This window comes from Pseudomonas sp. R11F, assembly GCF_050312575.1.
In the GTDB taxonomy this organism is placed as follows: Bacteria; Pseudomonadota; Gammaproteobacteria; order Pseudomonadales; family Pseudomonadaceae; genus Aquipseudomonas; species Aquipseudomonas palleroniana.
On the sequence record NZ_JBNPJU010000068.1, the window covers coordinates 121,698 to 135,631 of the forward strand.

Consider the following 13,934-nt stretch of genomic DNA (forward strand, 5'->3'; position numbering starts at 1 on the left):
ACTTCCCAAGCGATACGTTGACGCTTACCTACTCCAGTGAATCCCTTGGCCCGCCTCGCGCGGGCTTTTTTTTGCCTTCGGCAAGCCGGCTCAGGCGGGACGCCGGGTCGCGGTCAGGGTGAAGCACAGCGGCAATTGCGCACGTTGATTCTCGTATTGATCGTACAGCTCTTCACGATTGGAGTGCGGGTACTCCTGCAAATGGCCTATCTGCAGCTGCGCCGCAATCGCGCCGCTCACCACGCTTCCCAATGTGTGCACAAACCAGTACGACGTCGGCCCCTCAAGGGCGCCTCGCCCCTCATAAACGATGGATTCCTGCAATACAAAGGGATCGCGCTGGAAATACGAACTGGCCGGCAACATTGGGTTGGCGGCCGCGGGATCGAATACTTCAAGGAACGGATGGGTTTCATACATCACCAGAACACCGCCTGGCTTGAGTACACTCGCAGCATGGCGCATGAACAGCGCCACATCCGGCATCCAGCCCAATACACCGATGGTCACCAGCGCTACATCGAACTGCCCCATCAGCGCTTCAGGCAAATGGTGGATGTCGCTCTCAATGAACTGCGGACAGTGGGGCGAAACATCGGCCAGTTCCCGGGCCTGCTGGAGAAACTCGCGGGATTGATCGACCCCCACCACCGAACGAGCCCCCAGGCCAAATAACGACAGGCACTCGCGGCCATTGTTACAGCAAAGCTGCACCACGTCCTTGCCGGCAACGCCGACCTCTTGCAGCAGCTGGGTAATCGTTGGGTCAAGGCAGGAAAAGTCGGCGCGAGCAACCGCTGCCAGCGTCGCCTTCCAGGTGGCGGTGTCTTTATGCAGCCGGGCGGATTCATCCCAGGCTTGCCTATTGCTCTTGATAGCCTGCTCGGCCGATGGCATATCCATTGCGTCTCCAGAAGTCAGTGCGGCGAGGTTCGGAAAGTAAGCCAGTTTCATGTCAGATAAAACCCCTGGACATGCCGAACTAATCTCGATGGCTACAGGTCATTAGCCCAATGAGTGCTCAACCCCTGCGCACTGCCGCTGAAGAATTCATCGTGGCTCATCACACCGACCTGCGTACCACCCTCTCTCTGGACAGCCTGAACTTCTTCCTGGCAGACGTGCGTGATGGGCTTGGGCCGTATCTGGCGATCTATCTGTTAGCGGTGCATAAATGGGACCCGGCCAGTATCGGTATCGTCATGACCCTGGCGGGTATCGCCGCTCTGATCACCCAAGGCCCGGCGGGTGCGCTGGTTGACCGCACGCATAGCAAACGCGCGGTGATTGCGATCGCCGCCATCCTCGTGACCGCGAGTTGCCTGATATTGCCTTTTGTCAGCTCGTTCGGCTGGGTGGCGCTGACCCAGGCGGCCAGCGCGGTGGCGGCCTCCGTATTCGCCCCGGCGATTTCCGCGATTTCCCTGGGGATCACCGGGCCACGCGCCTTTACCCGTCGCACCGGGCGCAACGAAACGTTCAACCATGCCGGCAATGCCGTGGCGGCCATGCTGGCGGGCGGCCTGGCCTACCTGTTCGGCCCTGTCGTGGTGTTCTACCTGATGGCTTTTATGGCGATAGCCAGCCTGGTGGCCGTGAGTTGCGTATCACCCACGGCGATCGATCACGAGGTGGCCCGGGGTTTCGACCCAGCCCACGCGCAGGACCACGAAGCGCCGTCCGGCTGGAAAGTATTACTGGCCAACCGTCCGCTGTTGCTGTTCGCCGTTTGCTGCGCGCTGTTTCACTTGGCCAATGCCGCCATGCTGCCACTCGTCAGCCAGAAGCTGGCCCAGATCAACCTGCAAATGGCGACGCCCCTGACCTCGGCCTGTATCGTCGCCGCACAGTTGGTGATGGTGCCAATGGCCTGGCTGGTGGGCCTGAAAGCCGATGTGTGGGGCCGCAAGCCGTTACTGCTGGCGGGGTTCCTGATCCTGCCGTTGCGCGGTGTGCTGTACACACTGTCCAACGATCCCTATTGGCTGGTGGCGGTACAAATGCTCGACGGCATCGGCGCAGGTATTTTCGGTGCGCTGTTCCCGGTGATCGTCAAAGACCTGACCCAAGGCACCGGGCGCTTCAACGTCAGCCTGGGCGCACTGTCCACAGTATTCGGCCTGGGCGCGGCGTTAAGCAGCAGCCTTGCCGGCTTCGTGGTCCAGCAGGCCGGCTACAATGCTGCGTTCCTGACCCTGGCGTTTGTCGCCGCAGCTGCACTGGTGCTGCTCTGGCTCGCGATGCCGGAGACCCTGGCAAAACCATCTTTCGAGTGCCATACAACTGTCGCCTGACATATGCGACAATGCGCGCCAAATTCCAACACACATCCCCCATTTTCTGCTCAGCGACCGGGTTTCGCGCCTTGATGTCGCTGTTGATGCATGCCTGAAGGCTCCTGCCGCAATGCTTGCAACTCATTGATAGGTAAAGTAATTGATCTCCACAGCTAACATCACCATGCGGTATGGAACGCATTCTGGTGATCACTGCTGATCAGTGTTTACTGGGCCATGTCGTCATGAGTAATCAACCATAACTCACCGAAATGCACCCGTTGGTCCCATAACTGGTCCCAACGGGTCAATTTCAGCCCATGCCGAAACTGCATACTCCCCCTCTCCGGCGTTCTGCCGACTAAATCTCAAAAACCAACACTGTTAACCTGATGAAATTCAAAGCCTGCGCATGTTTTCTAAATCTCGGAGGGAATCTTGGACGGTCTACCTGCACAATGACGGACTTGATGATTGGTTATGATGTGCCTTCCTACTGAATAGAGAATGGAAATGCGCTTCAAATTGCTGGCCTTCGGCGCCGTTCTTCTCGTGGCGGCGGCCGATTACTTTCTACTACCTTCCGTTCTGATTGGACTGAGGTCAAACCCTCAAATACAGAGCTACAAGGCGAATCCCGACCTAACATTTCAGGTCGTCAGCAAGTGTAAGCAGAGCGTTGGGGATACTGATGCTTGCTACCAGGCGTACAGCGCTGCAGTTCAGCTTTCGAACCTCAAGGGCTGCAGCAGTGATGTGATAGCAATAAAGCGGAGATTCAAGATATTGGTTGAGCACGATCTACCTGAGGCTATCGAGAGCGAGCTCGTCACAGAATGTGCCACGATTAAAAATTAAGAATCCATAACGCTGCTACGATATTCAGTTCAAGGAGGAACGCCGATGCCAAACTCAGACCTACTCCCTTCTCTCCTCTCCAAGCTCTACGAAAACCAGCTTGCCCTTGAAGCTGCGATCATGGAGCTATCGAACTGGGTAGAGCAGCGAGGTTCAGGCGACGTGGCTGAAAACGTTCGAGGCGCGCTCGACACGCTGGACCGGAACGAGGAGTTCGTAAAAATGACCCTGGCACTCCTCAACACACCTGAATGACTGCCTCTCGTCGCCTCAAATCGCTTCAATGGCAAACCTCAATTACTGTACACGCATACAGCATTTGAGTTTACCCAGCATGAACATCGACGAAGACACCTCAGAGTGGCTCGGATGCCCTACGCCTCTGGAAATGTACAAACACCAGTGTGCCCTGCTCGAGGATGAGCTAACCGAAACTCAGAACCGGTTGAACAAGGCTCGCAGCAACATCGCCGGGCTGATTCAGATAAACGACCTGCTGACCACCGGCAAGTCGAAGGCGTATGTAGAACTGGAAGAGGCGCTCAAAGAAATCTCTCGAATGAACCACGATAACTCAGAGCTTGCAAGAAAGATCCGAAGCCTCGAGTTGGTAGCCAGTCAGCGAGACCACCTCTTTAACGAGAATCAACGCCTGCTAATGGAGTTGAAGGTCTATAGGCAGCCGCTATCTTAATTCCTCTGCATAGGCGGCAGCCGCCTCCTCTACGAGCTCACGCCACTCGCTTTCGTCAATCACACCGTGCACTTTAATATCGTCTGCCAGCGCGAGGCGTACCTCGTAACGCTCCTCTGGGCTGGTGGAGATGAAGTGAGGGTCGTTGCGCAACGCAAACCACGCTTCCATTGCGCTGATCTGTTCAATATTGATCGCCATGACGAATACCTTCTCCATTGTCTACATTGTAGAGATTGGCTCCGCCCTAGTTGTTCATCTGCGGCGACCAGCGGGGACGACTATGTGCGGGAGACTGTCTCAATACAGCGGCATTCACGACTTCGTGGCAGCGCTGAGCATGCCCAATGCCCTGGTGAACTCCGTCGGTGAACTTCCGCTTGAGCGCTATAACATCGCCCGGACAGACCAGGTTGCGCTGTTGCACGTTCAGGGTGACCTGCTACACGCCGACTCCGTGCCTTGGGGATGGCGGCCCCATTGGGCAAAAGACCGGGCCGCGCCGATCAACGCCCGCGTCGAGAAGGTGGCCCACGGCCCTTTCTTCCGCGCGATCTGGCCGCACCGGGCAATCACGCCCATAGACAACTGGTTTGAGTGGGTCGATGAAGGCGGGCCGAAGAAACAGCCCTACCTGATCCGCCGGCGGGACCGTACCCCAGTGCTGTGTGCCGCAATTGGCCAACTGCCGGATGCGAACGAAGGCCCAGGCGAGCACGACGGCTTCGTCATCATCACCGCCGACAGCGCCGGAGGCATGGTGGACATTCACGACCGGCGCCCCGTAGTGCTGACACCGGACCTGGCCCGTGAATGGCTGGACCCGGCCACGCCCAAAGAGCGCGCCGAGCAGATAGTGTTGCATCAGGGTGAACCGTCTGAGGTGTTCGAATGGCTCAAAGTCGGTCAAGACGTGGGCAACGTTCGGAAAAAGGATGCCCAGCTAATCAAGCCGATTTAGCTGACCGCATCAGGATCATCTTATCGACCAAACTCTCTCCATAATCATTACAATAAAAAGCATCCAGAAAATCACCAGCAATACCGTACCCGCAATCCATCGCAGTCCCATAATCAAAATCCTAACTCCGTCACCAGCTTTCTAACACGCAAACCAAAAATGGTATGTAGGACAATTCCTATCCTGACGTACGCCTGTAAATCTCTTAAGGCAATCAGTACTCGGTTACGGCGATTCGGAATACCGCGCGCCCACTAAAAATGTGACATGGACCAACAAAGTTTTCACCTTGATCTCACGCGGCCACTACAGCAACGAGCCTAATCTGATTGCTCCATCAGTCGGGAGTTATCTATGTCTATCGGAGCAGTAATCGCGTCGAGTCCAGTGACAATCAGCGGGCAAAAACCTGCCCAAACCCCACCTACTGTCAAAGGAGATCAACCCACGAATACCACAACCGCCACAGCGGCACCCGCTGCCAGCAGCGTGGCAGCAGTGCTAAAAGAGGCCACCGAAACCGCTGCACAAACGGCTCAAGAAGCAGGCCACGGTGATCGCCAGGCTCAGCGGCTGATCCAACAGCATCAACATCATCAAACCACTGCAGCAGCGCCTGCTACCGGAGTTGTGAATGGCAGCGGGCAAATAACCGGTGAGCGCATAAACACCAAAGCTTAATGTCTTTGCTCAACACCCAAAACTTACAAGCCTTGCTTCGGCAGGACTTGTAAGCTGCATTCGAGGCGCGCCAGCAGAGATTGGCGAAAGTGGAATGAAGGGCACTTACTCTAGTTGTGCAGTTCGCGTATATACGCCTGGCACGCCCGAAGCGCGATCAATCCGTTATCGCCCTCACCGGTGATGGCGATAATTCGTTGAGCATGTGCCTGGTCAAGTTGGGCTCGGCGGGCTGCATGAACCACGCGGACGGCGCCGGGGGCGGCAGGCACGTTGCAGTTACTGGCTGTATCCGTTGCGTCGAGAAGGACTAACAGCTGGAAATCAGCAGTGGCAAGGCGATCGCGCAGAGGATCCTGGTTACGTTGGGTGCCGGAAGGTCTCGGGCGTGTTGTTGGTATTGGCCCGCTCGTCGACTTTCTTGCCCATGCGCCAGTCTTAGACCTGATAGGTCGCGCAGCGGCATGGCGGATATTCACAGTCGCCGCCCGGTCCGAACTGACTCAGGAATGGTTGGACCCGGCCAGACCCCAGGAACGCGCCGAGCAGATAGTGCTGCAACAGGGCGGACCGGCTGAGAACTTTGAGTGATTCAAGGTAGTTACGACCGTGGGTAGTGTTCGCAACAAGGGGCCTGAACTCATCGGCCTATCAGCTAGGGCGTGGAGAAATACCACATCACGAATACCACGGCGGCGACCCAGCCAAGCGTAAGCAGAAACGAAAGGCCTGCAAGCTCTTTATCCATGTCGCCTTACCAATAAGTACACGATTGCAGTAGGAAAACTACCGGCAATAATAGTTCAGCGTATTCAGTGTGCAATCGCTCTCACATACGCCTGGCATGCCCGCAGGGCGATCACGGCGTTATCGCCGTCGTCGGTGATGGCGATAATTCTTTGAGCATGCGCTGGGTCAAGTTGGGCTCGACGGGCTGCATGAACCACGCCGACGGCGCTGGGGGTGGAAGGCACGTCGCAGCTACTGGTTGAATCCTCGGCAAGGAGGACTGACAGCCGCACATCAGCAATGGCAAGGCGATCGCGCAGAGCAGCCTGGTTACGTTGGGCATCGGAAAGTTCTCGGGCGTGTTGTTGGTCCTGGCCTGCCAGCTTTTGCTCCAGGGTCAGGCGCTTTTCTTGTTCGGCGCGGGCCTGTGCGGCGGCGGCCATGCTGATTCTGTCCAGGTCACCCTGATGCAGCCCGGCCTGCTCGGCGAGCTTATTGCCCATGCGCCAGCCCTGGACCTGCCAGGTAACGCCGGCGGCCCCGGCCATGAGCACAAGGATCAGCACCGCCAGGTCGGCCAGTTTCTGCACCGGCGTCATGACAGCGCCCTGCGCACGCCTTCGGCCAGAACCGCGTCAGGGAAGGCATACCCCGCGTTCTCGTGATGGATAATTGCCTTCACGAAGCCAGCCATAACTTCCGGCTGAGCCAGATCGATCTCGGCGCCGGGCCTGGTACCAGTGTTCATTTCAACGGCGCGAACGTAAGCAGCGGTGTCGTTCTCCACAGAAGGCGCCCACCGACCGATAATTGCCTTTACCGTCTTTAATCCGTACTTACGCTGGTACGTCAGTAACACCTTGCCAAGGGCGCGGATTCCGTTCTCGGCGGTGTCGAATCGGGCAAATCGCTTTTCTATGCTGGGATCTGGTTTGAGTTGGCCTTTCCAGTCATTGGCGGGGTTGTAATCGATGTTGCCCGGGTTGCGGTTGCGCACCCCGCGGGTTTCAGTAATCGGCATGGCATTCTCCAGGCAATAAAAAACCCGCTCAATGGCGGGCTGCTTTGTTCAACTGGGATCAGGCTTCGGGCGCCTCTTCCCCATCGTTGATAGATAAATTCTGAGGCATGCTGACCACTGGCAAGTCGGGCACCAAAATGTGCAAGGTGATCATGTGCTTCAGGTCATATGGCTGACCGTCCTTGGTCACCGTCACGGTCAACAGACCATCCGCAAATTCAATCTCAACATCTGCTCGACGGTCTACCTGGTTGACGGTATAGCCCCAGCCGTCGTCAATCGGTGGGAATGGGACCATGCCCAGACTGCCGGTGATTTGATAAACGCCGATCGATAGGCGCGCTGAGGTAACTGCACTGCTGCCCAGCGTGACCAAATCATAGGTCGCGCCCGTGGCCCCTAAAACGTTGATTGCTGCTCTTGCCATGATCAGATCGCCTTGAGTGTGCCGTCGGATGCGCGAGTGGTATTGGCGGTGCTGTAAAACTTCGCCCAGGCCGACCATCCCGACGATCCTGTCAGGCGCCGCATCATCATCTCGGTTGTCGCGTAATCAACCGCGATCTGCGCGCCGTAGTTGTAGGTACCGTCGAAAGTCGCGGAGAACTGCTGAACAACACCAAACCCTGAGCCGTAGTCCGGCCGGCCGCTGGTCGTGGACGAATAACGGTAGGTACCTGTCTTGCTGACCTGGCTACCGCTTATATCGCTGCACAGGGGAAGGCCAGTTGAGTACTCAACACCATTTCCAAAGGCCCCTACTCCCATGACGTTGCCGATGTCGGTGCCGATATTGGCGTTAGATGCGGTACCGAGCAGAGCATTACGCGCATATAACTCTTGAGTCATGGCGTTGATTTTTACTGCTGTGCTGCGCGTTGTATCTCCACCGGCACCGGTTGGCGCTGTGCCGATATTAATCTCTTGTCTTGCCATGTTTCCTCCACTAACTTATTTTCTTCGCAAACAGCACAGGCAGAAACAGGCTGCTGCCGTTGAAATCGCCGATGTTCTGTAGCACTACCGAGACTCTGTTGGTGTTCCTATTTTGAGACAGCGAAAGCTTGCCGAATGTATCTCGGCATGGAAGGTCCATGGAGATATTGTTGATCATCATGAAGTCGCCGTTATTGATAGGCGCCGACTGAGACAAGTAGAACGACCAGCGGCCAACGGATGTGTTTACCGATCCATCAAACTGCCAACTAGATACGACCGTTGTGAACTGCGCGCATGGCGTTCCGCTGTCGAATAGCTGCTTCCCGCTCGAATCCCACAACCGCATGCCGTAGGTGTCAGTAGGGGTTGACGCGTAAGCTGCCAGGAAGTACTCCCCTGAGCCAACGTTTTGCCCTGCGCCATTACCGAAGCCAACCCAGTTACCCGGCCCGCCAAGTATTCGGCACCACTTGAAAACCGCCACTGCATCATCAGGCTTCACAAAGATAAGAGGGGCTTCCTGCGATGTGATCGCCTGGGGAAACAGCACGCCGTTCGGGTTGTATCGCCCGCTTGCGAGGACAACCAAGCGCGAATACTCCGAGTCAAGGGTTATAACGTCTTGGTTGTTGCTGAAGGCAAAGCCGTACGCCATTATTTGTACCTCAATACTAGAACTCGTTGCGTGGAAACGCCTACCCGCCCCTGCGGGAAGTTCCTGTTCCTTGACCAGACAATGATTGCGCCTTCGAGAACCTGGCAGTCGAACTGCACTGAGCTCGCGTCCTGCGATGATGAGTCCCCTGTCCAGTTGCTGTTATTTGGCAGGCATATACCAATGCAGTTCGAGGGGGAAACTCCCGGCACGGCTATCTGCACGTTAGTCTGCTGATAGGTAATAAGGGCGGAATAAACCACCCTTACTGTGAACGAGGTTTCGTCAAGCTGAAGGGCGCCGTTAGTGCCCCATATCCTTATCCCGCTACTCACTCTGTCAGATCTCCAATTTGAACGCGTTTGTTGCCGCCGGCATCCCAAAACCGTAGAGACCGATTTGTCATCATTGATCTACCTTGGCCAGGAACTACTCCGTTCATCTCGAAGGTCCCATCAAAGAACAACTTCCACCCCGCCTTGCCCGGGTCGTAGTTGTTCGACTGGATGTAGTTGCCGATCTTGGCATTGGTGATCGTGCCGTCTTGGATGAATGCAGCCTTGATGAAGGTCTGCCCGCCCGTAACCGCAAAAGGCACCGTGCCAGCCTGGCCGATAGCGAACCGGTCGGCGTCGATGATGAACTGCGACTGCAAGCCGCCTGGGCCGTTCTCCAGACCAAGCCCGATACCGGCGTACTTATAGAGGCCGGTGGCGGATTCATACTGCATCCGCACCGACCAGTTCGCCGTGACCTTGCCGTTGACGGTCTGGATTGCCGTGCTGTTGGTTTGGATGGCGAGCGAGTTGCCGTTAACTGTCGTCCTGACGGTTTCAAGGCTAGTTGCCAAGGCACCATCCGCATTGAGGCGCGCAGCCTGCTCCGTGGCAATGGCGGCTGCGTTGCTGGCAACCTTCACCTCCACCGAGTCCATGCGCTGGCCCTGCACAAGATCTCCCTCGATCAGCGCTGACTGAGTCGACCAGACGCCGACATAGGCTGCGTCCGAACCCATCAAAGCGCTGTCGTCACCTTGGAGGGGTGGGTTCACCTGCAGATAGATACCGTCCACCCGTTGCGCAGTGGTGGTGACCTTGCCGTCGAGCGTGGTCACCGTAGCCTTGAGAGTACTCAGTCCGCTGGCCGTGGCGCTCACGCCGGTGACAGGGTCGTTGACCGTGGCCTTGACCGCGCTCAGCTGCGAAGCCTGTGAGGTCACCTCGTTACCGATCTCGGTAATACTGGCGCTGTTCTGCTGGATTTGCACAGCCATCGCGTTGGTGGTCTCGGCGAGAGTGCCCATGTTGAACCAGCAGTTTGCATTCGGCGGGGGCGTATTTGCTGGTACCGGGCCTATAGCCTGGAACAGGTTTTGGCCTTGGCGAACAATGTCACCCTTGACGTAGGTCTTGGCCGGGTCGTACTCCAGAGCGTCAACGATTTGATCAATCAGACCTTCCAGCTCGTCCTTGGCTGCGTTGATACGGCTATTCACCGAGCCGGGGCCGTTACCATCGATGAGGTTGATGCGGTCATTCAGCAGTTGCGCAAGCTGGGTTTCATCTATCTTGCCTTTGAGAGCATCAAGATAGGTGCCGACGTTGTTGGAGGTTGCCGTGGGCACGTACAGGAACGCACTTTTCCCATAGGCGTTGGACGAGCGGATGAAGTAGTAGTAGTTCGTGTAGAACGCCAACCCGGTGTGAGTGAAGCTCAGGCCCTGACCAAGATAGGTAGATTCCCCGGCCGTGGCCTGCGGTGTCACGCTGAAGAAGTATTCGTATGTCCCGCCGTTGAGGCCGTGAAGGACGTTGTTCGGCGTCAACGTTATGGAGTCAATTGAGGACTGAACAGAACAAGATTCCGGGATTGGTGGCCCTTGAATGCTTACTGTGATCGTTACTTCTCCGGAGCGGGCCATCGGGCCGATCGCCGCAACGCTCATCGTGTAGCTTCCAGATGGAAGACCGTTGATTTGGCAGCTATTACTGGCTGCCTGGACGGTGTGAGACTGCGCTACACCAGAGCCCTGCCGGATAATCACAGCGTACTCAGTAACGATACCTGCCGGCGCCATCCACGAAAGCACGCCTTGAACAACTTCTGCACCGGTGTCCTGCATCCAGGTGAGGCCTGTTGGCGAACCGAGACCGCCCGACGGTAGGCTGATGAAGCCCAAAGGGTCATAAGGCTGCCCGACCGCGTCGTCGAAAATTGCGACCTCGTACTGCTGCACCTGGACGTTGCACCCTTCGTTGTCGCCCATTGACCAGTTCGTCACGATGAACTCGCCAAGGATGTTCAGAGAGGGCAAATTGACGCGCACCACTCGCCCGGGGCGGCAGTTGTAGCCTGAGAAGTTCATCGGGATCGTGATAACGCCGCCCGCCCGGCGCCGGCGCAACTCAATGTTGGCCAGGCGCTGAGGCTGGTAGGCATCGGTAACGTATGAATAGGTGAGCGTTTCGGCTGCTTCGCCACCATCTTCCGTCACCCATTCAGAAACACTGACCTCTGGATAGTCGGTCTCTGTCCAGGATTGTGATGGATCGATAAAAGTGCCGCGAACGGTGTTGATGGCAGAGTCGTTGGTCGGTTCGGTGCTGCCACCGATCGTACCAATCACCATGTCCTCGGTGATTTCAAAGTCGTACGGCCCGTAGTAGGCCCCGGCCTGCAGCATCCATCGCCCGCCAACACGGATCAATCTACCAGCACATGCAGCCTCAAGCTTTTGCAGCACCCCAGACTTCAGCTCGTCGGCACCGATGACACACGCACTACGGTATCGCTGACTTACAGAGCCATCGGCATTGGTCACAGCCTCGTCACAGACGTTCGCTGCGCTGGCAAATGTCGAAAAAACGATCTCGTCATCTGGAACGTTGCACCGACTGCGCAGGTACCAGAGGATGTGCAGCGCAGTGTTTGCACTGTAACCGCAGGTGTTGGTGCGCGGATCGAAAACGTCGTTTCGCCCGCGCACGATGAAGCGAACATCAGGTATACCCGATGGGAACTTCACGGAGCTATACATCAGCGATAGCCGAACAAAAGAGAGGCCGCGGCCAATCTGAGAGTCTTTCCAGTCGGGGCAGTTCGCCTTCAGGAAGGAATTCACCTGGGTAGGGTTTACGACCAGCTCATAGCTCGCAAAACCAGCAAACGAGGCGATAGGCTCTTCGCCCAAGTATATGTCCTCGAGCGCATCTACAGCGCCTTCGCACAACACATACACCAAGTGAAGCCATTCCCCCTCCGTCTGTGCGCCGCTCTGCTCTTGGGCCCACACCAGTACGCCACCTGTTGCTACCCGACCGAGAATGAAACGGACAGGTGCTTTCGAAGAACGAACTGTTTGAGCTGATGGCTCGTTGTCCCGCAAAGGAGACTTGGTGTTCAGCTTTTCCTGCTGCTCTGCCGCATAGAAAGCCAAGCCAGCGCCAATAACAGCGCCCACCGGGCCGCCCTGCACAAAGCCGATTACGGCACCGACGACAACCTGGGCAATTTTCTTTACGCCGCCACTCATTATTCGATCCTCCAGGCGGCTTTGGGCTCGCACTCAATGCGGTGGGCACCGTCCTCGGTTGCCGACCAATAATCACCAGCCCAATAAACAGCCATGCTCCGGCCGCCAGGGGCGTCGTACAGCACCACATCGCCTCTCTGGATGAAGGCCAGCGACACCCTTTGAAAACATGCGTCCCACGCCGCCTCCAGGCTTCCGTGCCTGCGTTTCAACTGGCGCTTGGCACCTGCCTCGGTTTTGTACTGGCCGCGATAGTCAGCAGCTGGATCGACTCCGCAAACCGCGCTCGCGCAGTCGGCGGCAAACAGGCAGCAGTCAAATTCGCCCCACAAAAAAGGCCGCCCTTGGGCAGCCTTGATTGTTTCGTTCAGACGCATGGTCCAGTCGCGATATCGCATTGCTAATCCCCGTAGTTGAAGGCCGGCGCGTCCTTGCTGGAGCCCCAGTAAATTGGCCACTCGGACATTTGCGCGATGGCGTAGAAGAAGCGATCGCCCTGGTGGCGCGCACGGTGGTTTTCGTCCGTGAAGCGTTCGGTGCCGGTTCTGCTCCACTCGGCCATTCTGTCCACCACCGGCACAGTGATGCTGTTGCCGTCCTCACCATTACCGGCAAAAGAGAACTGGGCAGCGTCCATTCGCCCCGAGAACAAAATATCGGATGCGTAATTTCCAGCTTCGTCGAAAACGATAAACAGAACCTTGGCAGCCCTCCCGCGGCAGCCCCGAATATTGGTTTCGGAAAGAAAGTAGGAGTCGAGACCGCTCAGCTTCAGGTCTACCGACATTGGCGAGTTCGAATTGTCACTCTCTTGCGACTGGCTGACTTGACCGAAATTGCCCACGCCTTCGTAGGTTATCCCGTCTACCACCAATTGGCCGGTACCGGTATGGGCGAACACCATGCCGTCGACGAAGTCGAGCTGCACCGCATACACGGGCATGAATTTGCCAGTGGCGATGATGTTCACCACGCTCTGGCTGAATGGAAATGCAGACGGCATCAGAAAGCCTCCCTGAATTGATAGGAGCCGTTGGCAACAACTGGGCGCACAGACATTGCCCATGTATCCGAGGTCATCCGCATTTCTGAATAAGGGTTCAAGTATTCGACAGCGGCGCCAACCGCGAGCGTTTTTCGGATACGCTTGTTTAGCGAAAGAGTGGCCTGGCCCTGAGCGTTCGATGTCGCGATATCCGTAACTTCGAACATCTCGCCGGCGACTGTTACGTAATCGCCTACGCGAAATATCACCGCATTGGGAGTAGCGCCCCCCACAACCATAGCCCTTCCCTGGGCATTTCCAGACACCACCTTAATGGCTCCCATGTCCGCCACGCCACGTCTAGTGAATGCTGGCATATTGAACGTCCCAAACATGCCGTCCAGCCTTCCCAAGAATGATGTCATCTCGCGCTCTTGCGCCCTGGTCAGGACTTCGAACGTCAGCGTGCACTGCCAATAAGCCCCTGGATATCCCACTATCTGCTGGGCGTTCGATAGCGAAGAGGTGAAAGCCCTGTTGTTATTAACAAGGCCCCACGTCATTTCTGACGGGTGCAGCGAAGCAGGCCAAGCGATAGCCATT

Annotated in this window: 17 protein-coding genes and 1 pseudogene; 6 read left to right on the top strand and 12 right to left on the bottom strand. The window is 56.8% G+C overall.

The features are described 5' to 3' along the window. Positions 1–90: 90 nt before the first annotated feature. Positions 91–903 carry a class I SAM-dependent methyltransferase gene (locus ACQRBV_RS22415; RefSeq protein ID WP_244698718.1) on the bottom strand — a complete coding sequence of 271 codons (813 nt, stop codon included), beginning with the start codon at positions 901–903 and terminating at the stop codon, positions 91–93. Between the two features lie 152 nt (positions 904–1,055). Between ACQRBV_RS22415 and ACQRBV_RS22420 the strand changes: the two genes are divergently transcribed. The 4 genes from ACQRBV_RS22420 to ACQRBV_RS22435 all read left to right on the top strand — a co-directional run bounded on the left by ACQRBV_RS22420 (position 1,056) and on the right by ACQRBV_RS22435 (position 3,828). After that, positions 1,056–2,294 (top strand): MFS transporter, encoded by a 1,239-nt coding sequence (locus tag ACQRBV_RS22420; protein WP_104996121.1) that lies wholly within the window; start codon positions 1,056–1,058, stop codon positions 2,292–2,294. A gap of 495 nt (positions 2,295–2,789) precedes the next feature. Beyond that, on the top strand, positions 2,790–3,134 hold the full coding sequence (locus ACQRBV_RS22425) for a hypothetical protein (RefSeq protein WP_411984032.1): 345 nt from the start codon (positions 2,790–2,792) through the stop codon (positions 3,132–3,134). Positions 3,135–3,179: 45 nt separating this feature from the next. Further along, positions 3,180–3,389, top strand: a complete 210-nt coding sequence (locus tag ACQRBV_RS22430; RefSeq protein ID WP_411984031.1) for a hypothetical protein — start codon at positions 3,180–3,182, stop codon at positions 3,387–3,389. A gap of 79 nt (positions 3,390–3,468) precedes the next feature. Next, positions 3,469–3,828 (top strand): hypothetical protein, encoded by a 360-nt coding sequence (locus ACQRBV_RS22435; protein ID WP_411984030.1) that lies wholly within the window; start codon positions 3,469–3,471, stop codon positions 3,826–3,828. Here ACQRBV_RS22435 and ACQRBV_RS22440 read toward each other — a convergent pair. After that, the gene (locus tag ACQRBV_RS22440) at positions 3,820–4,029 is read right to left on the bottom strand and encodes a hypothetical protein (RefSeq protein WP_411984029.1); all 210 of its coding nucleotides are present in this window, start codon (positions 4,027–4,029) and stop codon (positions 3,820–3,822) included. The two genes, ACQRBV_RS22435 and ACQRBV_RS22440, sit on opposite strands and share 9 nt — an antisense overlap. Positions 4,030–4,111: 82 nt before the next feature. On the opposite strand from ACQRBV_RS22440, the gene ACQRBV_RS22445 reads away from it, so the two are divergent. Both ACQRBV_RS22445 and ACQRBV_RS22450 read left to right on the top strand, forming a co-directional pair. Then, positions 4,112–4,789, top strand: coding sequence for an SOS response-associated peptidase family protein (locus ACQRBV_RS22445; protein ID WP_411984028.1), 678 nt, complete (start codon positions 4,112–4,114; stop codon positions 4,787–4,789). Between the two features lie 354 nt (positions 4,790–5,143). Further along, a complete protein-coding gene (locus ACQRBV_RS22450; protein WP_411984027.1) occupies positions 5,144–5,470 on the top strand; it encodes a hypothetical protein in 327 nt (108 codons plus the stop codon). 110 nt (positions 5,471–5,580) lie between these two features. Here ACQRBV_RS22450 and ACQRBV_RS22455 read toward each other — a convergent pair. The 10 genes and pseudogenes from ACQRBV_RS22455 to ACQRBV_RS22500 form a co-directional block, all read right to left on the bottom strand. After that, positions 5,581–5,847: pseudogene (locus ACQRBV_RS22455) on the bottom strand (lysis protein); the annotation flags it as partial. A gap of 435 nt (positions 5,848–6,282) precedes the next feature. After that, positions 6,283–6,798 (bottom strand): lysis system i-spanin subunit Rz, encoded by a 516-nt coding sequence (locus ACQRBV_RS22460; RefSeq protein ID WP_411984026.1) that lies wholly within the window; start codon positions 6,796–6,798, stop codon positions 6,283–6,285. Beyond that, positions 6,795–7,220, bottom strand: a complete 426-nt coding sequence (locus tag ACQRBV_RS22465) for a structural protein (RefSeq protein ID WP_411984025.1) — start codon at positions 7,218–7,220, stop codon at positions 6,795–6,797. Before ACQRBV_RS22465 ends, ACQRBV_RS22460 begins: the two co-directional genes overlap by 4 nt. Positions 7,221–7,278: 58 nt before the next feature. Beyond that, the gene (locus tag ACQRBV_RS22470; protein ID WP_411984024.1) at positions 7,279–7,647 is read right to left on the bottom strand and encodes a phage tail protein; all 369 of its coding nucleotides are present in this window, start codon (positions 7,645–7,647) and stop codon (positions 7,279–7,281) included. Positions 7,648–7,649: 2 nt separating this feature from the next. Further along, on the bottom strand, positions 7,650–8,156 hold the full coding sequence (locus tag ACQRBV_RS22475; RefSeq protein WP_411984023.1) for a hypothetical protein: 507 nt from the start codon (positions 8,154–8,156) through the stop codon (positions 7,650–7,652). 10 nt (positions 8,157–8,166) lie between these two features. Beyond that, on the bottom strand, positions 8,167–8,814 hold the full coding sequence (locus tag ACQRBV_RS22480) for a hypothetical protein (RefSeq protein ID WP_411984022.1): 648 nt from the start codon (positions 8,812–8,814) through the stop codon (positions 8,167–8,169). Positions 8,815–9,145: 331 nt separating this feature from the next. Beyond that, positions 9,146–12,346 carry a phage tail tip fiber protein gene (locus tag ACQRBV_RS22485; protein ID WP_411984021.1) on the bottom strand — a complete coding sequence of 1,067 codons (3,201 nt, stop codon included), beginning with the start codon at positions 12,344–12,346 and terminating at the stop codon, positions 9,146–9,148. Beyond that, complete coding sequence (locus ACQRBV_RS22490) at positions 12,346–12,744, bottom strand: DUF6950 family protein (protein WP_411984020.1); 399 nt, start codon at positions 12,742–12,744, stop codon at positions 12,346–12,348. The genes ACQRBV_RS22485 and ACQRBV_RS22490 overlap by 1 nt, the downstream gene beginning before the upstream one ends. A gap of 2 nt (positions 12,745–12,746) precedes the next feature. Next, positions 12,747–13,349 (bottom strand): hypothetical protein, encoded by a 603-nt coding sequence (locus ACQRBV_RS22495; RefSeq protein WP_411984019.1) that lies wholly within the window; start codon positions 13,347–13,349, stop codon positions 12,747–12,749. Further along, positions 13,349–13,933 (bottom strand): hypothetical protein, encoded by a 585-nt coding sequence (locus tag ACQRBV_RS22500; protein ID WP_411984018.1) that lies wholly within the window; start codon positions 13,931–13,933, stop codon positions 13,349–13,351. The genes ACQRBV_RS22495 and ACQRBV_RS22500 overlap by 1 nt, the downstream gene beginning before the upstream one ends. Position 13,934: the final 1 nt, after the last annotated feature.